The organism is Lelliottia amnigena (assembly GCF_019047465.1).
In the GTDB taxonomy this organism is placed as follows: domain Bacteria; phylum Pseudomonadota; class Gammaproteobacteria; order Enterobacterales; family Enterobacteriaceae; genus Enterobacter; species Enterobacter amnigenus.
The window spans coordinates 4,368,150-4,391,310 of sequence record NZ_CP077236.1 but is presented as its reverse complement, the minus strand read 5'-3'; the positions used below and the strand labels follow the sequence as shown (position 1 = coordinate 4,391,310).

Here is a 23,161-nt window from a genome sequence, read left to right as displayed (position 1 = left end):
CGCCTGCGGCTGTCACGTTTCGCTTGCATCATGCGTGTGTTTTGCCACCCTTATAGGGTGTAAAACATAAAAGAAACACTGATATGCTGCCAAAAGCCCGACGTATTCCAAAAGCGCTCACCACTCACGGTGACACGCGCATCGATAATTACTATTGGCTGCGGGACGATTCGCGCTCGCAGCCAGAGGTTCTCGACTACCTTCACCAGGAAAATGACTATGGCCGACGGGTCATGGCTTCTCAGCAGGCGTTGCAGGATGAACTGTTGGCGGAAATGGTCGCGCGCGAACCGCAGCGTGATGTCTCTGCGCCCTGGACCCGAAACGGTTACCGCTATCGTCACATCTACGAACCGGGCAACGAATACGCTATTTATCAACGCCAGTCGGTATTGAGCGCCGAGTGGGACGACTGGGAAATCCTGCTTGATGCCAATCAGCGCGCTGCGCACAGCGAATTCTATACCCTCGGCGGGATGGGCATTTCGCCTGATAACACCATTATGGCGTTGGCGGAGGATTATCTTTCTCGGCGGCAATATGGGCTGCGATTCCGCAATCTGGAGACCGGGAACTGGTATCCGGAGATGCTGGATAACGTCTCGTCTGCCTTCGTCTGGGCAAATGATTCAGAAACGGTGTATTACGTCAAAAAACACGCGTTGACGTTGCTGCCATATCAGGTGTGGCGCCATACGGTGGGTACTTCCTCGGATAGCGATGAGCTGGTGTATGAAGAAAAAGACGAGACGTTTTACGTCAGTCTGCATAAAACCACCTCGAAACACTATGTGATTATCTCGCTGGGCAGTGCGACCACCACGGAAGTGCTGCTGCTGGATGCCGAATTGCCCGATGCCCAGCCGCTCTGTTTCTTGCCGCGCCGTAAAGACCACGAATACAGTCTCGATCACTTCCAGCACTCTTTCTATCTGCGCTCTAACCGCGAAGGTAAAAACTTTGGCCTGTACAAAACCAAAGTGCGTGATGAACGTAAATGGGAAGTGCTGATCCCGGCTCGCGATCAGGTCATGCTGGAAGGGTTTACCCTGTTCACCGACTGGCTGGTGGTTGAAGAACGCCAGCGCGGGCTGACCAGCATTCGTCAAATAAACCGCAAAACGCACGACGTGGTCGGTATTGCCTTTGACGATCCGGCTTACGTGACGTGGATTGGCAACAATCCCGAACCAGAGTCTTCGCGGCTACGCTACGGCTATTCATCAATGACCACGCCGGACACGCTGTTTGAACTGGATATGGATACCGGACAGCGGAAGGTGATCAAACAGGCGGAAGTCACCGGGTTTGACGCCAGCCATTACCGCAGTGAACACCTGTGGGTGACGGCTCGCGACGGCGTGGAAGTGCCGGTGTCATTGGTGTATCACAAAGATCATTTCCGCAAAGGCAAAAATCCCCTGCTGGTTTACGGCTACGGCTCGTACGGATCAAGCATGGATGCGGATTTCAGTAGCAGCCGTCTGAGCCTGCTCGACCGGGGATTTGTGTATGCCATTGCGCACATCCGCGGCGGCGGTGAGCTGGGGCAGCAGTGGTACGAAGACGGCAAGTTCCTGAAGAAGAAAAATACCTTTAACGACTATCTCGACGTTTGCGACGATCTCATCGCGAAAGGCTACGGCGATCCTGATCTGTGCTTTGGCATGGGCGGCAGCGCGGGCGGGATGCTCATGGGGGCAGTGATCAACCAGCGCCCGGAACGATTCAAGGGCATTGTCGCGCAAGTGCCTTTTGTCGACGTGGTGACCACCATGCTGGATGAGTCGATCCCCTTAACCACCGGCGAGTTTGAGGAGTGGGGCAATCCGCAGGATGAAACCTATTATCGCTACATGAAGGAATACAGCCCGTACGATAACGTAGAGCCCAAAGCCTATCCTCATATGCTGGTGACGACTGGCCTGCATGATTCCCAGGTGCAATACTGGGAGCCAGCAAAATGGGTGGCGAAACTGCGCGAAGTGAAAACGGACGATAATTTACTGCTGCTCTGCACGGATATGGATTCCGGGCATGGCGGTAAATCCGGCCGCTTTAAATCTTATGAAGGGGTGGCGCTGGAATATGCCTTTATCATTGGCCTTGCGCAGGGGACTTTGCAAGGCCATTCAGCCGATCAGGTTTCGTCCAGATAATGGCGCAGCGTCAGGCGCAGCTCCGGGCTCATGCGGTCGAGGTTGTTGTATAACCAGCGCAAATATCCCGGATCGCGCTCTGCCACTTCTGACACCGCTTTCCCACGATATTTACCGAAGGTAAAGGTCGTCAACAGCGCCGGGCGGCCGGTGATGGTCGCCATCTCATCCGGCGTCCATCCCGAGTTATTCATGATATCGATGAGCAATGCTGCCGTGATATAGCAATCATAGAGTGCGCGGTGATGATGGAGACCTTCCGGCGTTTTCACGCTCAGCTTGCGGGATTTATACAGCGCCATATTGCTGTATTTAATCCCCGGCCATAAGCGCCGCGCCAGCTTCATGGTGCAGATCCATTCCCCGGGCATTTCGGGCAATACACGGCGGTCAAAGCTCGCGTTATGCGCGACATACCATGTGCTGCCGTAGTAGTTCGGGATCACCTCTTCAATCCACGGTTTATCGGCCACCATCGATTCAGTGATGCGATGGATCGCCATCGCCTGAGGGCTGATAGGACGATCGGGACGAACCAGGTGGCTCATCGGGTTAACTATCTGTCCGTTGATGACGTCAACAGACGCGACCTCGACAATTCCGCCCTGCAGATCGCAGGTTTCGGTATCGATGACACGCAGCATGGCTCGCTCCTGGCCTTAAAACGTTTAGCGTAATGGAATGATATCACCTTGCCAACCCTGCTTACCCCAGGAACCCGTTAATAAGAGTTCGCCTTTATCCGCGCGAACAATTAATTGGCCGCTCGCATCCCACAGCGCGCTGTTCCCGTGAGCATTCGCCATCAGCACGGCGATAGCGTATTTATGGGCGAAACGCTGCAAACGGCTAATCGAGTCGCGGCATCGCGTTTCACCGATTGCCTGACTGCTGGTAAATAATGCGGCCAGCGGATCGACAGGAGGGAGTTCTGCTTTGTTCTCAACGATGAGCAGGTGCGGAGCGTTTGCGGACAGGTACGCACCGCTGCCCTGTTGATAGCACACCGGTTTGGCCATTTTAGGGGAAAACAGCGCCACGCCTTTCTGGCGAATCCCTTCACTGTTGAGCGTTACACCGGCGATCACCGTCATGTTGTGCGTGTGAACGGCGCGAACGACAGGCGCCAAATCGTGCTCACTGGGCGGGGCGACCAATAGACCACTCTCATTAGCAGGGCCCGTCAATGAGAGTTCTGGAAAGACCAGTAAATGGCACTGTTGGCGGGCAGCTGCGTCGATAAAGCGCAGGTGGTGTTGAACGTGGGCGTCAATGCCCTGACGACCTGGGGTGTACTGAGCGGCGGCAACATTCCATGGAGACATCGTGATTTCCTTATACACTTCGTCGCAGAGATTCGATAATACACCTGAATACTTCAGGGTTTTCTTATCCTGCCACAATCCCTGTAAGGAAATGTCACCAGATGAAGCGTTTACTTAACTTTAGGTTCGTAAGGTAAGCGCGACAGCGTCACGGAGGCGAGGCGATGCGCAATCAGTCGTTCGCGAAACCAGTCGCGCAGATGAGCGGGCTGTTCGCGCTCGACCACTTCGGCAATGACAGGCATGTTATAGCGCTCTTTAAAGGCCACGCCTGCCGCCGCCAAATCGATATTAACTTTATCCATTTCGTCCTGAGGAAGGGCCGCCAGATTAATCTTCATTCTCTTCTCCTGTTTTTGCGGCGCCAACGTTACCGCGGTTACCTGTCGTTGACAAGCCACCGGAGGATGATCCTCGACTCAGATATTATACAGCGTTATCCTCTGTCATATAGACATAACCAAAAGGAATGATTGATATGGTATTTACCGCATCCCGCGCGGCTTGCGCACTGACCTTTGTACTTGCCATTGTGACGGCTCCCGCAGCGCTGGCGCACGCGCATCTGAAACATCAATATCCCGCTGCTGACGCGGAAGTTGTCGCCGCGCCGCAGGCGCTCACGCTGAATTTTTCGGAAGGTATTGAACCAAAATTTAGCGGCATTTCGATTACGGGTGATAAGCAGCAAATCATTAAAGTCGGAACGGTGAAACGGGCTGAAAATGATAAAACTCAGCTCATCGCCCCGCTTGAGCAAGCATTAACCCCGGGGACCTATCAGGTGGATTGGCATGTAGTGTCCGTTGACGGCCACAAAACCAAAGGCAGTTATCACTTCAGCGTGAAATAACATGCTGGCATTCAGCTACGTCGCCCTGCGCTTTGTGCACTTCGCCGCGCTAATGCTGATTTTCGGTAACGCGTTGTATTGCGCGTGGCTGGCGCCTTCCTCGTTGCAGCGTCTGATGACGCGTCGCTTTCAGCGGCAGCAAAAAATCGCTGCCATCGCGAGTCTTGTGTCAGCGGTGCTGATGCTGGCGACGCAGGGCGGCTTAATGGGCGATGGCTGGGCTGACGTTTTCCGTCCTGAAGTTTGGATGGCGGTTGCCAGTACCCAGTTTGGCAGCGTCTGGCTGTGGCAGATTGTTTTTGCCGTGCTGACCGCATGTGCGGCGTGGATTGCCCCAATCAAAAGTGCGCGGCTGTTATTATTGCTGGCAGCCGGTCAGTTCGTGCTTCTGGCGGGTGTCGGACATGCGGCGATGCATGACGGCGCACAGGGCGTTTTACAACGCGTCAATCATGCAATTCATCTGCTTTGTGCAGCAATGTGGGTTGGCGCGCTGCTGCCGCTCATTTTTTGTCTGCGTCTGGCTAAGGGACGCTGGCGCAATCCGGCCATTTATACCATGATGCGTTTTTCCCGGATGGGTCACTACGCGGTGGCGGGTGTGATTTTATCCGGTATCGTTAACATGCTGTTGATCCTCGGAATAACCCTGCCATGGCGCACGGAATATGGGCAGATGCTTTTGTTCAAAAGTGCGCTGGTGGCGCTAATGGTAGCCATTGCGCTGGTGAATCGGTATGTTCTGGTGCCACGATTCCGCCCTGATGCCGGGCGTGAGCAACAATTTTTTATCTGGATGACACAGGCTGAGGTTGTATTAGGGGCGCTGGTGCTGGCAGTAGTCAGTCTTTTCGCCACCTGGGAGCCTTTCTGACAAGGTTTAACGTTATGAAAAAAACAGTGCTTTCACTTTTATTGCTGGCATGTGCCAGTTCCGCGTTTGCTGCCCCGCAGGTGATTACCGTGAGTCGCTTCGAAGTGGGTAAAGACAAATGGGCTTTCAATCGGGAAGAGGTCATGCTCACCTGCCGTCCAGGCCATGCCCTGTACGCGATTAACCCCAGCACGCTGGTGCAATATCCACTTAACGATGTGGCAGAAAAGCAGGTAGCCAGCGGTCAAAGCAAGGGACAACCGATCGGCGTTATTCAGATTGATGACCCGGCAAACCCGAGCCAGAAGATGAGTCTTGCGCCCTTTATCGAGCGCGCCGATACGCTCTGTTAGACCACGCGTTTCCAATAAAAAAACCGCAGGCTTCTTTCGAAAGCGTTGCGGTTTTTTTGTTTTGGGATGATCTAACGCTTTTTTTCTGACCACTTTAGTCGCGGACTGGAAAACCTGGCGTCGTCATCTATTCTTAGAGTGTCAGGCGTAGTTAGCCTGCATTAATGCCAACTTTTAGCGCACGGCTCTATCCCAAGAGCCATTTCCCTGGACCGAATACAGGAATCGTATTCGGTCTCTTTTTATCTGCATGATAATGAACTCATTTCCCATTATGAGCTTCAGCAGAAGAGCGTCCTGTGCTTCTCTTTTAACCATACCACAATCCGGCAGGCGAAAGTCCAGCGCTTTTTGGCCGTTTTGTTAAATTTATGTATGACTGCGACGAAAGCCGCCTTCCGGTTAAAACCGCGCGTTAACGCACTCCGCGATCTCATCCAGCAGACCAAAGCGACGACGGTATTCCGCACGCTTTTTACTGGCGATGCTCTCAAGCGACTTACGTTCCATTGCTAACGGTAACGCCCAGCGGAATGAGGAGATTTTTTTAGCGTCGATAGACGCCCAGAATTCATCATAGCTGGCGTGGAAGTGACGGCCTTTGCTCAGGCGATAGCGCAGGGCGCGGAACACGTGGCCTTCATCACTGACGCCGTAAATAGCTTTAATGTCACTTTTAGCGACGAGATTAAAAATGACTTCCATCAGCACGCGTTTTGGGAACAGGCCGTGGCAAGCTCGGGTCGCTTTTTTGATCGCGTCACGCGTCACGCCTCTGCGCGGACCCTGAAGCCCACCGATAACCAGCGCTGAATGGTCGCCTTCCGGCACAACGCTGAATGTCAGGCTAGCCAGCAGCGTGTCTTCATTATCGCGTAGCCAAAGCGTGCTTTCGCCTTCGCGCTCTGCTTTGCTTGCGGTTGACGCAAACACGGTAAAGCCCACGTCATCCTTTGCCTGAAAATGCACAACGGGCTGCGCGGTTTGATGGGTTAGGGCGTTTTTCAGCTCTGCATCAGGTAACGCGTCCAGCCATTCATAGTGGTGAATGACCGCCTCAGCACGCGCTTTAGCACCGATTCCGCGTGTCAGATACTGCCGATGCGTTTTACTCGGCAACGTGATCTGTGCGGCCAGCAGCTTGTCAAAATCGGTCCGTCGTGACAGCGCTGTCAACATGTGGTTGGTCGAAGACCAGAACAGCAATGAGCGCAGAAGGAATTTAAGACGATAGTCACGCTTCCTCCAGATCGCGCCAGGAATAAGCTGGCCGTTGATCAGCGAGGAAATAATATTGACGGGTTGTGCTTCAGGCACATCGATTTGCAGGCTGGTGTTTGACACGATGGAGACCTCATTAGAATTCTTTGTCTATTCTAAGGTCCTGAAGAGGATGATTTAAGATTTGCTAAACCTTTATTTCGGCTTCGTTTAACCATGATTGATATTGGCAACATCACCCAACGCGCTTTTTAAATGATTTAGCACGCTATACTTTTAAAGGAGGCGCTATGTATAAATCATTCGATGGCAAAAAATGGCGGCATATCTGGGTGGTGAGCGATATTCATGGTTGCTACCAGCGGCTGATTGATGAATTAACTCAGCGCGGTTTTAATCCAGATGAGGATTTGCTTATTTCCGTCGGTGACCTTATCGATCGCGGGCCGGATAGCGTAAAATGCCTGCAACTGACACAGGAAAAATGGTTCCTGGCGGTACGGGGAAATCATGAACAAATGGCGTTGGATGCGCTCGAAAATAATGATTTTGCACTCTGGACGATAAATGGCGGTATATGGTTTTCTCGCCTGACGTCTTCGCAAAAAATAAACGCAATGGCATTACTCCAGGCGTGCCGGGAATTACCGCATATTATTGAAATAACCTGTGCAAACGGACGGAATGTCATTGCGCACGCTGATTACCCCTCTTCGGTTTACCTTTGGGATAAACCGGTCAGCCTCCATCGCGTGTTGTGGAATCGAGAGCGTTTAACCCGTTTACTGAACGGAGAGGGCGAAGGGATTTCTGGCGCTGACCATTTCTGGTTTGGCCATACACCACTCAACAAACGCAGCGACTTTCACAACCTGCACTATATCGACACGGGTGCTGTGTTCGGTGGCACGTTGACGCTGGCTCAATTACAGTAATTAAAAGTCGCTGTATTCCTGTGCGGGTGACCAGAATCCGTCGATAAAATCTTCGACAGGATAGCAACCGCCATGGCGAATTCGCTGTTCTTTCTTCGACGCCACGCATTGCCATTCGGTGTTGTAAACATCAATAACGATGTCATCACAGCCGCCATCCAGGTAACAAACAAAAAGTACCAGTGCAAACATCTCATCCTCTGATCTGGCTTCCAGACTATCAGTGTAGGGGATGATTTATCGCAGGGGAAATTTGAGGGGATAAATAACCCGCCTTTGGGCGGGTTCTTTTTGAATCAGGCAAGTCGCATGACCCAGGCATCGGACTGTTGATCGTAGTGCTCACGGTATAGAACGGAATGTTCGCCATCAAGGATCGCTGGAACACTGGTGTCCGCATCCCAGGCATCAAGCTGCATACATAAATCCGGATCGGATTTACACGGAATGGTTAACGTTCGATCGCCTTGATTATCGCCTTGTAACTCGGCATCGTCGATTTCAAATGCGCCGATACGCACGTTGGTTTTCGTCATAATGCTCTCCGCAGTTCGCTGAAAATCTGGTTCGACCAGTGTGATCGTCCATTTTTTAGCGTAGCGCAGGAGAGCAGAAGTGCCAGTGAAAATGTGCGGTTTTTTAATTGGCGCTCTCGTGGCCGGTAAACAAGCGACCATCACGAACCAGTTCTCGCGGATAGCTGTTTTTCAGCCTGGAGCCGATTTTCTTCGCCAGCCCTAACGGAAATCCCTGATAAGTAACCACCACTTCGTCACGCGTGGGCGTGAGCTCAGGGTAAACATCGCGTCCGCGATACCACTCTTCGGCTTCTGTGTGGGTCAGCGCAAACGTGTTTTCGTCATTGGCCAGCGCGATCACGGCCTCATGCTGCCAGCGATAGCCTTTATTATGCACTTCTGCTAATCGCATGCCGATGCGGGAGAATCGTACTTTACCGATCATCGTTTCGACATCCACCGGGAAGAGCCAGATCTCTTTATCGCGTTGCCAGAGACGTAAATTATCATTCCAGTTAAGCCCTGCTTTTTGCGCGGCAGCGACAATCTGTGCCGTTTCGCGCCCTTTGAGCGGGGCGAACGGGAAGTGACCGACTTTGTATTTCGGTGCAGGTAATGGCGCAATGGCCGCCGTTTTACGCAAGCGCGCAACGAAGAAACCTTCGCAGTCGAATATCTGCGGGAAAACGTGCAAGAAACCTTCAGGCGTCATCGCCTCTGTTGCGGAGGCGAAAAGCGAATCTAACGGCAGAAATTCGACGGCTTGCGGGTATTGCGCTTTGAGCCACAGGCACACTGATTCGTTTTCGTCACGGTTCAACGTGCAGGTAGAGTAAACCAGCGTTCCGCCGGGACGCAGCGCATGAAACGCGCTGTCGATAAGCTCGCGCTGGGTGGCGGCAATCTCAAGATTACTGGCAACGGACCAGTTTTTAAGGGCGTCGGGATCTTTACGAACCACGCCTTCACCGGAACACGGCGCATCCAGCAGAATGGCATCGAAGGATTCCGGCAAAGCGGCACCGAAAACACGTCCATCAAAGTGGGTCAGGGCGACATTGCTGATCCCGCAGCGGCTGATGTTAGCGTGTAACACTTTGACCCGGCTGGCAGAGAATTCATTTGCCAGAATAACGCCCCGATTGCCCATTCGCGCGGCAATTTGGGTGGTTTTCGAACCCGGCGCAGCGGCAACATCCATCACCCGAGTGGGTTGATTATCGTCTGCAAACAAGGCGGCAACCGGCAACATCGAGCTGGCTTCCTGAATATAAAACAGCCCGCTTAAATGTTCGGCCGTGCTCCCGAGCGGCAGGGCGTCTTCATCTTCGCGTTCAATCCAGAAACCTTCTGCGCACCATGGAACGGGTGTCAACTGCCAGCGATACGGAGACACCAGCGTCAGGAAATCCGGCACGCTGATTTTTAATGTATTTACGCGAATGCTGCGGCGCAAAGGACGCTGGCAGGCTGCAATAAAGTCATCAAAAGAAAGATGAGCGGGAAGCGCCTCGCGCATTTGCGCCAGGAATTCGTCAGGAAAAAATACGGAGTTTTGAGCCACGGACACACCACTGGGAATAGTTCAGGCGCGCAGTGTAGCATAAAGGCTCCGGCGCGTTGACACCGGAGCCTGTGGGATTAACGTGGCAGTGCGGTTCCCCACTCACGCCACTCTTTCGGTTCACTCTCGAGCAACAGGAAATGTTTCCCCGTCTGCGCTTTCGGCGCGAGCGGTGTGCCTGGCGGGGTGGCGAAGGCGATACCGCCGCGAATGAACTGGTTAAATGTCCCGGTTTTCACTACGCCGCCGGTCAGACCGAAGTCCAGCGAATAGCCCGACGCCAGCCAGAAGACTGAGTTGTTGCGAACCAGATGCTGGAAGCGTTCGCTGATGCGCAGCCCGACCATCACGCGATCCGACAGGGTGCCCAACGTCAAACCCGTGACGGTCCCGACCTCGATACCGCGGAACAACACTGGCGTACCGATGCTCATGGAGCCCGCTTCTGGCACTTCGACCACAATGCTCAACCCGTCAAGATAACGCGAGTCGGTAATCGTCGCTTCCTGCAGTTCAAAGTCACGACGCGCCTTACCGCTGCCCGGTTCAACGTTGATATAAGGCTGCAGGATGGTGTCCAGATGCTCAACGCCCGCTGCAGAAATCTGCGGCGTGACGACCGAGAAGCGTGTCCCCGTCCGGGCAAAGTTCTGCACGTATTCCGGATAAAGTACCGCCGTAGCCTGCACTTCATTGCGCGCGGTGATCAACGTCAGTTTCTGGATTTGACCGATATCAATCCCTAAATAGCGAATCGGCATTCCTTCGGCGAGCTTACCCGCATCAAAGGCGTGCAGCGTAATCTGGCCGCCAACCGCACGTGCGGCGGTTTCAGACGGATACAGAATACGTTTATCGCCTTTACGCTGGTTGGCACCCGCACCGCTCAAGTTATCGAAGCTGATAGCACCGCGCAGTGCACGGGAGAGGGGAGCCGCTTGCACGGTCAGCCCGCTACCATTGAGCTGCACTTTTGCCCCACCTTCTGCCCAGAACACGCTGTTGGCGGTAAGTAAGTTGCGATATTCCGGTTTAATATGCAGTTCGATATCAAAGGCATTGGCACGCGGCCGCACGGTGATGATTTCGCCCACCTGAAACTTGCGATATAAAACGACAGAACCGGCCTGAACGTCAGGCAGCGTATCAGCGCTGAGCGTTAAGGTGGTGGTTGGCAGGTCGCTCATGCTGTTTTCGATCGCTTTATCCAGATTGGCATACAGCGGATAGGCTTCGCGCATTTCCCCTTTCTGACCCGGCAGGATACGGATGCCGCCGCTTAGCCATTCGCCTGCGCTCGCGCCAAGGAACTCGACCCCGTCGAACCCAACTTTGACATCCACGCGGCTGTTAACCACAAATTTGCTATCGCCATGCACTAAATCGCGGTATTGCGGATCGACCGCAACGGAGAAAATCACCCCATCTTCCGTCAACTTGCGTTCAAGAACCTGGCCCACCTGCACGCCATGTAACAGCAACGGCTGGCCCGCTTCGATACCGTAGCTTTCGGGGGCATTGAGGGTCAGCGTCATCACGCCGGGTTTTTGCAGCAGGGCTTTGTCCGCTGGGGCAATGACAAAATTATTGTTGGGTTTCCCATCACCGGGAATTAGCTCAAAGGTGCTGCCTGTCAGCAGACTGCTAATGTTGGCGTCGCTGAGCGAGAGTTTTGGATTGCGAAGCTCAAGACGTGTTCCCTCGCGAAGCAGATCGACAACGCTTGGGTCAACGGTCATTTCACCGGTTACCGAACCGCCCGGATTCAGCGTCAATTTCGTGAGCTGACCAACCTGTAAACCTTGATACATCAGCGGCGTAGAGCCCGCTTTCAGACCTTTTGCGTCCGGCAGTGCCAGTTTGACGATCACGCCGCGCTGGCTGTGGGCCAGATCGGCATAGAGACCGAAATTATCATCTACCTCGGCAGGTTTTGAACCCTCTGGTGAGTCGAAGGCGATGGCACCGTTAACAAGTGCTGCCAGGCTTTCGAGCTTCACTTTTGCGCCGCTCAAACTGACGTCAGCATCCACGCCTGAAACATTCCAGAAACGACTGCCTTTTTTGACAAGCGAAGTGAATCGACGCTCGATCAGCACATCAATCGTGACGCCTTGTTTATTCGGATTAATGGCGTAGTCATAGACGCGTCCGACCGGGATTTTGCGGAAATAGACCAGCGAACCGCTGTTGAGCGAGCCCAAATCCGGCGAATGGAGCTGAATCATCAGATCGCCGTTATTCAGCCGGTATTTAGGCTGCGTATCCAGCGCGGTAAAGTGTTCCTGAGGCTCACCTTTACCTGGCATCATGCCGATGTAGTTCCCGCCCACCAGTGCATCCAGTCCGGACACGCCCGCCAGAGACGCTTTTGGCGTGACCAGCCAGAACTGGGTTTCACTGCGCAGCGCATCCTTCATATCGGCTTTGATGCTGACGCGAACCTCGATTTTATTCAGATCCTTACCAAGCCGGATATCCTGGACCGTGCCCACTTCAACGCCCTGGAAGCGCACGGGTGTTCGCCCGGCGACAATGCCGTCGGCGGTCTGGAAGTCAATCGTAACGGTATTACCGCGATCTTCGTAACTCGTCCAGATAAGCCAGCCCGCTATCATCAGTGCGATAACAGGGAGTAGCCAGAAAGGCGAAATACGGCGTTTTGTTTTAATTCTCGCTTCAGTCGGCGAAGCGGGCGTTTCCTGACTCATGTGCATCCCAAAGTAAGCGGCTATCCAGCCATTCCACTGCAAGAATAGTCAATATCACCGCAGAGCCGAAATAAAAAGCCGCGGGTCCCATAGTAAAAGCAAGTAACTGATCGCGATTGATCAGCGACATCATCAACGAAATAACAAACAAATCCAACATCGACCAGCGGCCAATCCACGTGACGAAGCGTAAAAGCAAAATACGTGCCCGTAGCCCTTGTTCACACTTAAACTGAATGCTGATGAGCAAGGTAAACATGACAATGACTTTGGTAAATGGCACCAAAATACTGGCAATAAACACGACACCGGCCACTGCAAAGTTGCTGTGCGCCAGGGAGATAATGCCAGACATAATGGTGTCCTCCTGTCGTCCGCCGTTAAGGTAAATCACTGAGATTGGCAGGAGATTCGCCGGCAGCAGGAACACAATCGAGGCGATCAACGCGGCCCAACATTTTTGCAAACTGTGCTTGCGGCGCAGGCGCAACGGAATGTGACAGCGAGGGCAGCGGCCCCGGGCATCAGGTAATCCGGTAAAGTGGCAACCCAGGCATGCCCTGAGATTAGGATCGGGGCGCGTCGCAGGGCGCTGGGGATAGAAGCGCTCCCACAGCTGTTCCACATTCAGGTGAATCAGCGTCAGGATGCTTAGCAGCACAAGCGCGATGAAGGCAAAAAGCCCGATACCCGGCTGTAAGAAAGCGTAATCCTGCACTTTGATGGACGTTACTCCGATGCCGACCAGATAGATATCCAGCATCACCCACTCTTTGAGCTTCTCCAGCATCAGCAGGACCGGGCGCAGATTCATGCCTAAAATATTGCCGAACCAGAGATACGCAATGGCAACGACCAGGACCACCGGGGCGCCGACGGTGCAAAACAGCACCATTGCTCCCGTCAGAGGATCGCCTTGCTGCGTCATCTGCCATATACCTTGTAGCAGATTTGCGTCGATCCGCACGCCAAGCAGATAAAGCTTGAGCAACGGTTCGCTCCATGCAAACGGCATCAGCAAAATCATGGTGACAGCCATTGCAGCCAGTCGCGTCAATGACCAGTCGCGTCCGTCACGGATTTTGGCGTCGCAGCGAGGGCAATAGGCGCTCTGGTGCGATTTCATCTTCGGCAACATAAAAAGCGTATCGCACTGCGGGCAACGCTGATAATGTGCACGCGGTAGCGCATCGCTGACCGAGTGGACAGTGATCTTCCTTGCTGGCGTAATTTTCGGATTATTGAGAGCCATTAGTCGCGCATAAAAGGATTAATTAACGTTATATTAACTCATCTTGGGATTCATCTTGAGAATGAAAGCATTTAATGTTTAGTTAAAAAGGCTATGCACACATTTTGTAGACAACCAAGTGATTGATTAATGAACAAAACAGAATTCTACGCGGATCTTAACCGCGATTTCCAGGCATTGATGACAGGTGAGACCAGTTTTTTAGCGACTCTGGCTAACACCAGCGCGTTGCTGTTTGAACGTTTGTCGGATGTGAACTGGGCGGGGTTTTACCTTCTGGAAGGGAATACGCTGGTACTCGGACCGTTCCAGGGCAAGCTGGCGTGCGTGCGAATCCCGGTAGGTCGGGGCGTATGCGGTACGGCGGTTGCTCAAAATCAGGTCCAGCGCGTTGAAGATGTACATGCCTTCGACGGACATATTGCATGCGATTCGGCGAGTAATGCCGAAATCGTTCTGCCGCTTAGCGTAAAAAATCAGATTATTGGCGTTCTGGATATCGACAGTACCGCGTTTGGCCGCTTCACTGAAGAAGATGAGCAGGGCCTTCGCGAGTTAGTCGCAAATCTGGAAAACGTATTAAACGCGACCGATTATCAAAAATTCTTTGCGAGCGTCGCAGGATAATCAACGGATAACGTAGCATTTACGGATGGCGTCATTATAATGTCGCCTGTTCATGCCTGCGGCTTATTGGCAACGTCCGTTGTAATCAGGAAATTTCATGGAAAATCAACCTAAGTTGAATAGTAGCAAAGAAGTTATCGCCTTTCTGGCAGAGCGTTTCCCACAGTGTTTCAGTGCTGAAGGCGAAGCTCGCCCCCTGAAAATTGGTATTTTTCAGGATCTGGTAGCACGCGTTGAGGGTGAGATGAGTCTCAGTAAAACCCAACTTCGCTCTGCCTTACGTCTTTATACTTCAAGCTGGCGTTACCTTTACGGTATCAAGCTGGGCGCGACGCGTGTCGATCTCGACGGCAACCCTTGTGGTGAGCTGGACGAGCAGCATGTTGAGCATGCCCGTAAACAGCTTGAAGAAGCGAAAGCGCGTGTTCAGGCACAGCGTGCTGAGCAGCAGGCGAAAAAACGCGAAGCTGCCGCGGCGAATGGTGAAGAAGCACCACGTCGTGAACGCAAACCGCGTCCTGCTCCGCGTCGTAACGAAAATAGCGAGCGCAAACCGCGTGCAGATAAGCCAGCGGCTAAAGCACAACCTGCAGCTCGTGAAGAACAACGCCACACTCCGGTTTCTGACATCAACGCGCTGAGCGTCGGTCAGTCTCTCAAGGTGAAAGCGGGTAACAATGCGATGGATGCCACCGTACTCGAAATCACCAAAGATGGCGTTCGTGTGCAGCTGACTTCTGGCATGTCAATGATTGTACGCGCAGAACACCTGGTGTTCTGAAACGGAGGCCAAGCCTGGCATGAACACTCTTTTTAAGATCACCGCACTGGCTGGCCTGTTAGCAATAACAGGCCACGCCTTCGCTGCGGACGATATTACGCGGGCCGATCAAATTCCGGTATTAAAGGAAGAGACTCAGCACGCAACGGTGAGTGAGCGCGTGACGTCGCGTTTCACCCGTTCGCACTATCGTCAGTTCGATCTCGATCAGGCCTTTTCGGCCAAAATCTTCGATCGATACCTGAACCTGCTGGATTACAGCCATAATGTGCTGCTGGCAAGTGATATTGAACAATTTGCAAAACGTAAAACCGATGTCGGCGACGAGCTGCGCAGCGGTAAACTCGATCTGTTCTACGATCTGTATAACCAATCTCAGAAGCGTCGTTTTGAACGTTATCAATACGCGCTTAAAGTGCTGGAACGTCCAATGGACTTTACCGGCAACGACAACTTTAATCTCGATCGCAGCAAGGCGCCGTGGCCAAAAACGGAAGCTGAGCTGAATGCGCTGTGGGACGGTAAGGTTAAGTTCGATGAACTGAGCCTGAAACTCACGGGTAAAGACGAGAAAGAGATCCGAGAAACGCTGACGCGTCGCTACAAATCGGCCATTCGTCGTTTGGCGCAAACCAACAGTGAAGATGTATTCTCGCTGGCGATGACCGCGTTTGCCCACGAAATCGATCCGCACACCAATTATCTTTCTCCGCGTAACACTGAACAGTTCAATACTGAAATGAGCCTGTCTCTGGAAGGTATTGGCGCAGTGCTGCAGATGGATGAAGATTACACGGTGATTAACTCCATGGTCGCGGGTGGTCCTGCGGCGAAGAGTAAATCCATTGGTGTGGGCGACCGAATTGTTGGCGTTGGTCAGACGGGTCAGGGCATGGTCGATGTGATCGGCTGGCGCCTTGATGATGTGGTTGCCCTTATCAAAGGCCCGAAAGGAAGCAAGGTCCGCCTTGAGATCCTGCCTGCCGGTAAAGGTACGAAGACCAAAACTGTGACACTGACTCGCGAGCGTATTCGTCTTGAAGATCGCGCGGTGAAAATGTCAGTGAAAACCGTTGGCAAAGAAAAAGTCGGCGTTCTCGATATTCCTGGTTTCTACGTCGGTTTGACAGACGATGTGAAAGTGCAACTGCAGAAGCTTGAAAAGCAGAATGTCAGTAGCGTGATCATCGACCTGCGGACCAATGGCGGGGGGGCTCTGACAGAAGCCGTTTCACTTTCTGGCCTGTTTATCCCGTCTGGACCGGTTGTCCAGGTACGTGATAACAATGGCAAAGTGCGTGAAGATGCGGATACCGACGGCGTTGTGTATTACAAAGGCCCGCTGGTGGTGCTGGTTGACCGCTTTAGCGCGTCCGCCTCTGAAATCTTTGCCGCTGCGATGCAGGATTATGGTCGCGCGTTGATTGTCGGCGAACCGACTTTCGGTAAAGGCACGGTACAGCAGTACCGCTCCCTGAATCGCATTTACGACCAGATGCTGCGCCCGGAATGGCCTGCACTCGGTTCTGTGCAGTACACCATTCAGAAGTTCTATCGCGTGAATGGCGGAAGTACACAGCGTAAAGGCGTGACGCCAGATATCATGATGCCGACAGGAACGGAAGAGACTGAAACGGGTGAGAAGTTTGAAGATAACGCGTTGCCGTGGGACAGCATCAATGCTGCCACCTTCGTGAAATCTGGTGACATGACCCAGTTTGGTCCCGAGTTGTTGAAAGCGCACAATGACCGTATCGCAAAAGATCCGGAATTCCAGTACATCATGAAGGACATTGCCCGTTTCAATGCCCTGAAAGAAAAACGGAATATCGTGTCTCTTAATTATGCTCAGCGTGAGAAAGAGAATACGGAAGACGATGCAACGCGTCTGGCACGCATCAATGACCGTTTGAAACGCGAAGGCAAGCCGCTTCTGAAAAAACTGGACGATCTGCCGAAAGATTATCAGGAGCCAGATCCGTATCTGGACGAGACGGTGCACATCGCGCTCGACCTGGCGAAGCAGGTAAAAGACAAACCTGCGGTTCAGCCCGCTCCAGTCAAATAAAGACCCGACAGGCACAAGAAATTGTGCCTGTTTTTTTTAGTTCTGCAACCTCCCGTCAGTAAGCCAATAAACAATGTAAAGTTGTGTCTTTCTGGTGACTTACACCGCTCGAATCCTTGAAAATAGCCACAATACCCATACGATGTGGGTAATCGCATAGTGCGTTTTGTTAAACAGAGGTTAAAAGAAAATTATGATGCGAATCGCGCTCTTCCTGCTCACCAACCTGGCGGTTATGGTGGTCTTCGGGCTTGTGCTAAGCCTGACGGGAATTCAGTCGAGCAGCGTTCAGGGTCTGTTGATTATGGCGCTGCTGTTTGGTTTTGGTGGTTCCTTCATTTCGTTGTTGATGTCGAAATGGATGGCCCTGAAATCTGTGGGTGGTGAGGTTATCGAACAACCGCGCAATGACATGGAACATTGGCTGATGAACACGGTTGCTCAGCAGTCGCGCCAGGCGGGTATCAAAATGCCTCAGGTAGCGATTTATCACGCACCGGATATTAACGCGTTTGCCACCGGCGCGCGCCGCGATGCATCGCTGGTTGCCGTGAGCACCGGGCTTTTGCAAAACATGAGTCGTGATGAGGCCGAAGCGGTTATTGCGCATGAAATTAGCCACATCGCCAATGGTGATATGGTCACCATGACCCTGATTCAGGGCGTAGTGAACACGTTTGTTATTTTCATCTCCCGTATTCTGGCGCAAATTGCTGCCGGATTTATGGGCGGTAACCGTGATGAAGGTGAAGGGAACAACGGCAACCCGTTGATTTATTTTGCCGTCGCGATGGTGCTGGAACTGGTATTCGGTATTCTCGCGAGCATTATTACAATGTGGTTCTCGCGTCACCGCGAATTCCATGCTGATGCAGGATCGGCAAAACTCGTCGGCCGGGAAAAAATGATTGCGGCATTGCAGCGTCTTAAAACCAGCTACGAGCCGCAGGAAGCGACCAGCATGATGGCATTTTGCATCAACGGTAAATCAAAATCGCTGAGTGAAATGTTTATGACTCACCCGCCGCTGGATAAACGTATCGAAGCGCTGCGCAGTGGGCAGTACATTAAATAAAATTCGCTTTAGGTAACAAAGCAGGCCGGGAGACGCAAAACGTCTCCCGGCTTTTTTTATGCCTCTGTCCGAGGTTGGATCACACGCAGTCCGCTGATGATAGCGGCGATCGTTGCCAGTGTCCCAGCGGTAAACAGGGCAATATGGGTACCATTTTGTCCGGCCAGGTTAAACATGAGCGCGACCAGCGCTGCGCCAATGCTTTGCCCTAGCAAACGCGCGGTACCCAGCATACCACTGGCGCCTCCGCTGCGATGGCGCGGGGCTGCGGACATAATGGTGTGGTTATTGGGTGACTGGAATAAACCGAATCCGGCGCCGCACAGGATCATTCTCCAGATAATATCGGCATCTGTTGGCGAGGCGGGCAGCATCGCGAGAGCGAAAAGACCTGTGGCCATCACCACCAGACCCATTGCCCCCAATAATCCTGCATGTACGCGTTCAATCAGGTAGCCTGCGAGCGGAGCCATAACCATGGTAGCGAGCGGCCACGGCGTGAGCAGCAGCCCCGTTTCGACTTCTGTGCGTCCCACGATGTTTTGCAAAAAGAAGGGCAGCGAGACAAGCGCCAGCATCTGCGCGCAAAACGAGCAAATGGATGTCCCGATCGATAGCGAAAAAAGCGGAATACGTAACAGGTCTACGGGCAGGAGAGGCACCGGCAATGCCAGCTGACGGCGAACGAAAAAGAACCCAACGATCAACATGGCGATAATTTCTGCGGCGATAAGACGAAGGGAGTGCCCCTGCGCAAAACCGCTTAGCGCAGTGATGAGCAGGCCGAAGGTCAGCGCATTCATCACAGCACTGGGAAGATCAAAACGCGGCATCGCGCTTTTCGCTCCGTTCGCCGGGAGATAACGCAGTGCAAAGAGCAGGGCAACAATACCCAGCGGCACGTTAATCAAAAACAGCCATTGCCACGAGGCCACGGAGAGAATGGCCGCAGCAACCGTCGGACCCGCAGCAGATGAAACGGCCACAATGAAGGAGTTAATTCCCATCCCGCGGCCGAGCTGCTTCTGGGGATAGATAAGCCTTATCAGCGCTGTATTGACGCTCATTAACGCTGCGCCACCAAATCCCTGCGCAATACGCGCGATAGTCAACGTATGCAATGAATCTGATAGCGCACAAAACAGAGATGTCACGGTGAAGACGGCAAGTCCGCACTGATAAATGCGGCGATAACCGAACATATCGCCCAGGAAAGAGAAAGACAGCAAGGAAATCACAATGGCTATCTGGTAAGCATTGACGATCCAGATTGAACTGGCGGGTGATGCGTGAAGATCGCTGGCAATGGTCGGTAGCGCAACGTTGGCAATCGCCCCATCAAGAACCGCCATCGAAATACCGATAATAATTGTGGCAATCGCGCCATAGCGTTGGGGTAACGGTAAGCCGTCAGAGGGAATTTTTTCCATAGAAAATGAAATGCTCAGGAGGTTATAATTCTTAGTGTCACTATTTTAGCACTGATATTTCGGTTTTATGTCGCAGATTTGTAACGAAGTAAACGCAGAACGATTGCAGCAAGACGAACGCGAATTTATAATAAAAACCGGTTCTGATTTTTATAAAACACTCGCAATGAGGTGATAAATGGCAATCGCAGATTTGGACAAGCAGCCAGATTCTGTTTCTTCCGTGCTGAAGGTGTTTGGCATCTTACAGGCGCTGGGTGAAGAGCGCGAAATTGGTATTACAGAGTTGTCGCAACGTGTGATGATGTCAAAAAGCACTGTTTATCGCTTTCTGCAAACCATGAAATCCCTGGGCTATGTCGCTCAGGAAGGCGAGTCTGAGAAATATTCTCTGACGCTGAAGCTATTTGAGCTGGGCGCTCGCGCACTTCAAAATGTTGATCTTATTCGCAGTGCTGATATCCAGATGCGTGAACTTTCTCGTTTGACGAAAGAAACCGTGCACCTTGGGGCGCTTGATGAAGACAGCATCGTTTATATTCATAAAATAGATTCTATGTATAACCTGCGCATGTATTCGCGCATTGGTCGTCGCAACCCGCTTTACAGTACGGCCATTGGTAAGGTCCTGCTGGCGTGGCGTGACCGTGAGGAAGTCAAAGAGATCCTCCAGGACGTTGAGTACAAACGTAGCACTGAGCGCACCATCACCAGCACAGAAGAGCTACTGACAGTGCTTGATAAAGTGCGTGAGCAGGGTTATGGCGAAGATAATCAGGAGCAGGAAGAGGGGCTGCGCTGCATTGGCGTCCCGGTATTTGACCGTTTTGGCGTGGTTATCGCAGGGTTAAGTATTTCTTTCCCTACGCTTCGTTTCTCAGAAGAACGTCTGCACGAATATGTTGAAATGCTGCATACCGCTGCGCGCAAAATTTCTGAACAGATGGGTTATAACGACTATCCATTCTAATGGCTGAAGCACAGAAACGCCGCGTCACCGCGGCGTTTCTGTTTGTCCGGCATTGCTTGTTTGGCACTGCGTATCAAAGCAGGGCACAATTAACCGTTATCCACGACCATCTGACTTTTGCGCAGAATCGGGCAGTTAGACAAACCAATGACACCGCTGTCAGTGTGTAAATATTGCGCAGTGCTGATTCCTCTGGCGGTAAGGTACTGACATTGAATCCCTAATCCGGCCGCGTTTTCTTTACTTCCCACGAGTACGCCATAGCCTGATAATAATAATCCTATCCACACAATGGCCAGGACAACAATTGTCCGAATGATTAATCTCATCGCTGCCTCTTTTTTTAACTAATAATGCTATTCAGCGTAATAGTTTCGCTATATTAAACAAGTGCATAATTCTGAAAATATTTTGATGAACATAGAGTTAGTCCTTGTTTAAGATAACCGTGATAACCTGGACACATCAGGTCAAGAGACGGAGTGTGGAGTGAAAAAAATACGCTGGGTAATTCTGATTATAGTGTTGATTGCATGTGCCTTTCTATGGACGCAGACAATCAACGTGATGTGCGATCAGGATGTACAGTTCTTTAGTGGCATTTGCGCGATCAATCAATTCATCCCCTGGTAGGACACTTTTTCTATAGATCGTTACCTTCCCCTGCGTCAGTGGTAAAATAGGTGTTTTCATTGAGGTGGTAAAATGGGTGAGTTACAAAATTCGGGGCTACTGAACGTAGCCTCATTGGCGATGTTTGCAATCATTATGGTCATTGGACTGGTATTGTGGTTCTTTATGAATCGCGCCAGCTCACGTACAAATGAGCAAATTGAGCTTCTGGAAGCGTTGCTTGATCAGCAGAAACGCCAAAATGCGTTGCTTCGCCGTCTGTGTGAAGCCAACGAGCCTGAAGAAAAGCCGATGGCAAAAGCCCCTGAAGCAGTAGCCCCAGAAGACGAAGATGATTTTATCCGTCTGGTCGCTGAGCGTTAATCTGTAAAAGTTGGGAGGTGGCTGTGGTCTGGATAAATTCCCGTTATGACCCCTCCCTTAATGATCATCCCGTATCTCGCCATGAGGATCACAGATTTCACTTAAAATATTCCTGTAGTTCACCTCATGTACGTTTTACCTAACGCTCCGCCACTCCTGCACCACAATGGTACAAATCTGTTGGATATGCTTTCAGCTGCGCCACGTAAGCAGCATGGAAACGTGTTTTCATCGATACTGTTTGTGCGACAGTAAGTGAAGAGTCGCGCAATAAGCCATCCAGCAGGTTTCAAGTCATGCACCTGAGTGTAGTAACAATGAATAATCATTTTAGAATATAAAAATTGGTTATTATTTGCCCTCATGACATCGTCCCACTCCGTAACTATATATTCTGTATTTTCGCGAACTCCCATTGTTTTATTTTTATCGAAACGTTTTGCTTGCCTTGTGATGAAGCAAAGTCATAAAAAATTCATTATTTTGGTGCAAAGCGACCTTTTGCCACGCGTATTCCTAATCCGAAAGCAGGGGCGTGAATAAGCATTGTTATTCCGATGTAAACATTTTTTCGCTGCGTTGATTTGAGCATAACTTTTCACAAATTGTTCTAACTAAGGTATTGCATCTTATAAACATCACCTGCTTATCATCACAACGTCAGTATTGGGGAAGCAACAAAAAATCCTTACATTACAGTGGGTATGAATTAGAAGGTGATGCTGGGTGTCTTATTCAGGGTGATATAATGATAACGTCGAGTTGCTCAAAACTTAGCAAGGCGGCATCAGAGTTTGTGCGGCGGATCTTGTCATGTCTAAAAATGGCTTGCCATGATTAACGTTGTATGTGATAACACGGTTTGGGTCAAACGAGGTACAGTTCTGTTTATGTGTGGCATTTTCAGTAAAGAAGTTCTGAGTAAACACGTTGTCGTTGAATACCGCTTCTCTGCCGAACCTTATATTAGTGCCTCAAGCAGTAATGTCTCTGTTTTATCTAGGTCAATGCCTGCGGGCTAAGAAAACAATCTAAGGAATTTTGCAAATGGCAAAGATTAAAGGTCAAGTTAAGTGGTTCAACGAGTCTAAAGGTTTTGGTTTCATTACTCCTGCTGATGGCAGCAAAGATGTGTTCGTACACTTCTCTGCAATCCAGGGTAACGGCTTCAAAACTCTGGCTGAAGGCCAGAACGTTGAGTTCGAAATTCAGGACGGCCAGAAAGGTCCGGCTGCTGTTAACGTAACCGCTATCTGATCGAATCACTGCTGATTCAGAAGCGCTACAGCGCCTCATTTTCAGACATCAAGCCTCGCATTATGCGGGGCTTTTTTATGCACTATTTTTCAAAATGTTACCCCTTTCTGTCTGGTTAGCAGTTTGTTGCAAAGCTGCGAGATTAGAATCATTGTTTTCGCTATGCTGATACGCTTTTTACCGTTAAATCAG

General features: G+C 51.6%; 24 protein-coding genes and 1 pseudogene. 14 read left to right on the top strand and 11 right to left on the bottom strand.

The window, feature by feature from the left end; genetic code table 11:
• Nucleotides 1–83: 83 nt before the first annotated feature.
• Nucleotides 84–2,159, top strand: a complete 2,076-nt coding sequence (ptrB, locus tag I6L74_RS20770; protein WP_059179720.1) for an oligopeptidase B — start codon at nt 84–86, stop codon at nt 2,157–2,159.
• On the opposite strand, the gene exoX is transcribed toward ptrB, so the two are convergent.
• The 3 genes from exoX to I6L74_RS20755 all read right to left on the bottom strand — a co-directional run bounded on the left by exoX (nt 2,141) and on the right by I6L74_RS20755 (nt 3,825).
• On the bottom strand, nt 2,141–2,803 hold the full coding sequence (gene exoX / locus I6L74_RS20765) for an exodeoxyribonuclease X (RefSeq protein WP_059179721.1): 663 nt from the start codon (nt 2,801–2,803) through the stop codon (nt 2,141–2,143). The two genes, ptrB and exoX, sit on opposite strands and share 19 nt — an antisense overlap.
• A 24-nt stretch (nt 2,804–2,827) precedes the next feature.
• A complete protein-coding gene (locus I6L74_RS20760; protein WP_059179722.1) occupies nt 2,828–3,484 on the bottom strand; it encodes a carbon-nitrogen hydrolase family protein in 657 nt (218 codons plus the stop codon).
• 110 nt (nt 3,485–3,594) lie between these two features.
• Nucleotides 3,595–3,825 (bottom strand): DNA polymerase III subunit theta, encoded by a 231-nt coding sequence (locus I6L74_RS20755; RefSeq protein WP_059179723.1) that lies wholly within the window; start codon nt 3,823–3,825, stop codon nt 3,595–3,597.
• A gap of 137 nt (nt 3,826–3,962) precedes the next feature.
• On the opposite strand from I6L74_RS20755, the gene yobA reads away from it, so the two are divergent.
• From yobA to I6L74_RS20740, 3 genes are read left to right on the top strand one after another with little or no spacing between them, the layout of a single operon-like run.
• Nucleotides 3,963–4,337, top strand: coding sequence for a CopC domain-containing protein YobA (gene yobA, locus I6L74_RS20750; protein ID WP_059179724.1), 375 nt, complete (start codon nt 3,963–3,965; stop codon nt 4,335–4,337).
• Nucleotide 4,338: 1 nt separating this feature from the next.
• Entirely contained in the window at nt 4,339–5,211 is an 873-nt protein-coding gene (gene copD, locus I6L74_RS20745; protein WP_059179725.1) for a copper homeostasis membrane protein CopD, read from the top strand.
• Between the two features lie 14 nt (nt 5,212–5,225).
• Nucleotides 5,226–5,564 carry a YebY family protein gene (locus I6L74_RS20740; protein ID WP_059179726.1) on the top strand — a complete coding sequence of 113 codons (339 nt, stop codon included), beginning with the start codon at nt 5,226–5,228 and terminating at the stop codon, nt 5,562–5,564.
• A gap of 402 nt (nt 5,565–5,966) precedes the next feature.
• On the opposite strand, the gene I6L74_RS20735 is transcribed toward I6L74_RS20740, so the two are convergent.
• Nucleotides 5,967–6,908: a VirK/YbjX family protein gene (locus I6L74_RS20735; RefSeq protein WP_059179727.1), complete on the bottom strand. Its 942-nt coding sequence runs from the start codon at nt 6,906–6,908 to the stop codon at nt 5,967–5,969.
• A gap of 167 nt (nt 6,909–7,075) precedes the next feature.
• Here I6L74_RS20735 and pphA point away from each other — a divergent pair, with 167 nt between their 5' ends.
• Entirely contained in the window at nt 7,076–7,720 is a 645-nt protein-coding gene (pphA, locus tag I6L74_RS20730; protein WP_059179728.1) for a protein-serine/threonine phosphatase, read from the top strand.
• Here the strand turns inward: pphA and I6L74_RS20725 are convergent, their stop codons facing one another.
• The 5 genes from I6L74_RS20725 to yebS all read right to left on the bottom strand — a co-directional run bounded on the left by I6L74_RS20725 (nt 7,721) and on the right by yebS (nt 13,765).
• Complete coding sequence (locus tag I6L74_RS20725) at nt 7,721–7,912, bottom strand: YdfD/YebW family protein (RefSeq protein WP_015959409.1); 192 nt, start codon at nt 7,910–7,912, stop codon at nt 7,721–7,723.
• Nucleotides 7,913–8,016: 104 nt separating this feature from the next.
• Complete coding sequence (locus I6L74_RS20720; RefSeq protein ID WP_015959408.1) at nt 8,017–8,256, bottom strand: YebV family protein; 240 nt, start codon at nt 8,254–8,256, stop codon at nt 8,017–8,019.
• A 103-nt stretch (nt 8,257–8,359) separates the two neighbouring features.
• Entirely contained in the window at nt 8,360–9,802 is a 1,443-nt protein-coding gene (rsmF, locus tag I6L74_RS20715; protein WP_059179729.1) for a 16S rRNA (cytosine(1407)-C(5))-methyltransferase RsmF, read from the bottom strand.
• A gap of 77 nt (nt 9,803–9,879) precedes the next feature.
• Nucleotides 9,880–12,513, bottom strand: coding sequence for a PqiB family protein (locus I6L74_RS20710; RefSeq protein ID WP_059179730.1), 2,634 nt, complete (start codon nt 12,511–12,513; stop codon nt 9,880–9,882).
• Entirely contained in the window at nt 12,482–13,765 is a 1,284-nt protein-coding gene (gene yebS / locus I6L74_RS20705) for a membrane integrity lipid transport subunit YebS (RefSeq protein ID WP_059179731.1), read from the bottom strand. The genes I6L74_RS20710 and yebS overlap by 32 nt, the downstream gene beginning before the upstream one ends.
• Before the next feature lie 129 nt (nt 13,766–13,894).
• Between yebS and I6L74_RS20700 the strand changes: the two genes are divergently transcribed.
• The 4 genes from I6L74_RS20700 (at nt 13,895) to htpX (ending at nt 18,316) form a co-directional block, all read left to right on the top strand.
• On the top strand, nt 13,895–14,392 hold the full coding sequence (locus tag I6L74_RS20700) for a GAF domain-containing protein (RefSeq protein WP_059179732.1): 498 nt from the start codon (nt 13,895–13,897) through the stop codon (nt 14,390–14,392).
• A 97-nt stretch (nt 14,393–14,489) separates the two neighbouring features.
• Nucleotides 14,490–15,173 (top strand): RNA chaperone ProQ, encoded by a 684-nt coding sequence (gene proQ, locus I6L74_RS20695; RefSeq protein WP_059179733.1) that lies wholly within the window; start codon nt 14,490–14,492, stop codon nt 15,171–15,173.
• 19 nt (nt 15,174–15,192) lie between these two features.
• Nucleotides 15,193–17,241 carry a carboxy terminal-processing peptidase gene (gene prc / locus I6L74_RS20690; protein WP_059179734.1) on the top strand — a complete coding sequence of 683 codons (2,049 nt, stop codon included), beginning with the start codon at nt 15,193–15,195 and terminating at the stop codon, nt 17,239–17,241.
• Between the two features lie 193 nt (nt 17,242–17,434).
• A complete protein-coding gene (gene htpX, locus I6L74_RS20685; RefSeq protein WP_015959401.1) occupies nt 17,435–18,316 on the top strand; it encodes a protease HtpX in 882 nt (293 codons plus the stop codon).
• Nucleotides 18,317–18,372: 56 nt separating this feature from the next.
• Here the strand turns inward: htpX and I6L74_RS20680 are convergent, their stop codons facing one another.
• Complete coding sequence (locus I6L74_RS20680) at nt 18,373–19,746, bottom strand: MFS transporter (protein ID WP_059179735.1); 1,374 nt, start codon at nt 19,744–19,746, stop codon at nt 18,373–18,375.
• Nucleotides 19,747–19,924: 178 nt separating this feature from the next.
• Here I6L74_RS20680 and kdgR point away from each other — a divergent pair, with 178 nt between their 5' ends.
• Entirely contained in the window at nt 19,925–20,716 is a 792-nt protein-coding gene (gene kdgR / locus I6L74_RS20675; RefSeq protein ID WP_015959399.1) for a DNA-binding transcriptional regulator KdgR, read from the top strand.
• Between the two features lie 89 nt (nt 20,717–20,805).
• On the opposite strand, the gene I6L74_RS20670 is transcribed toward kdgR, so the two are convergent.
• Nucleotides 20,806–21,045 (bottom strand): YobH family protein, encoded by a 240-nt coding sequence (locus I6L74_RS20670; protein ID WP_072241903.1) that lies wholly within the window; start codon nt 21,043–21,045, stop codon nt 20,806–20,808.
• 160 nt (nt 21,046–21,205) lie between these two features.
• Here I6L74_RS20670 and mgrB point away from each other — a divergent pair, with 160 nt between their 5' ends.
• From mgrB to cspE, 4 genes and pseudogenes are all read left to right on the top strand, one after another.
• Nucleotides 21,206–21,349, top strand: coding sequence for a PhoP/PhoQ regulatory lipoprotein MgrB (mgrB, locus tag I6L74_RS20665; RefSeq protein WP_059179736.1), 144 nt, complete (start codon nt 21,206–21,208; stop codon nt 21,347–21,349).
• Nucleotides 21,350–21,421: 72 nt separating this feature from the next.
• The gene (locus I6L74_RS20660) at nt 21,422–21,712 is read left to right on the top strand and encodes a YebO family protein (RefSeq protein ID WP_059179737.1); all 291 of its coding nucleotides are present in this window, start codon (nt 21,422–21,424) and stop codon (nt 21,710–21,712) included.
• Between the two features lie 890 nt (nt 21,713–22,602).
• Nucleotides 22,603–22,747 (top strand): annotated as a pseudogene (locus tag I6L74_RS20655) (DUF2627 domain-containing protein).
• A gap of 12 nt (nt 22,748–22,759) precedes the next feature.
• Nucleotides 22,760–22,969 carry a transcription antiterminator/RNA stability regulator CspE gene (gene cspE / locus I6L74_RS20650; protein WP_001062678.1) on the top strand — a complete coding sequence of 70 codons (210 nt, stop codon included), beginning with the start codon at nt 22,760–22,762 and terminating at the stop codon, nt 22,967–22,969.
• Nucleotides 22,970–23,161 lie beyond the last annotated feature (192 nt).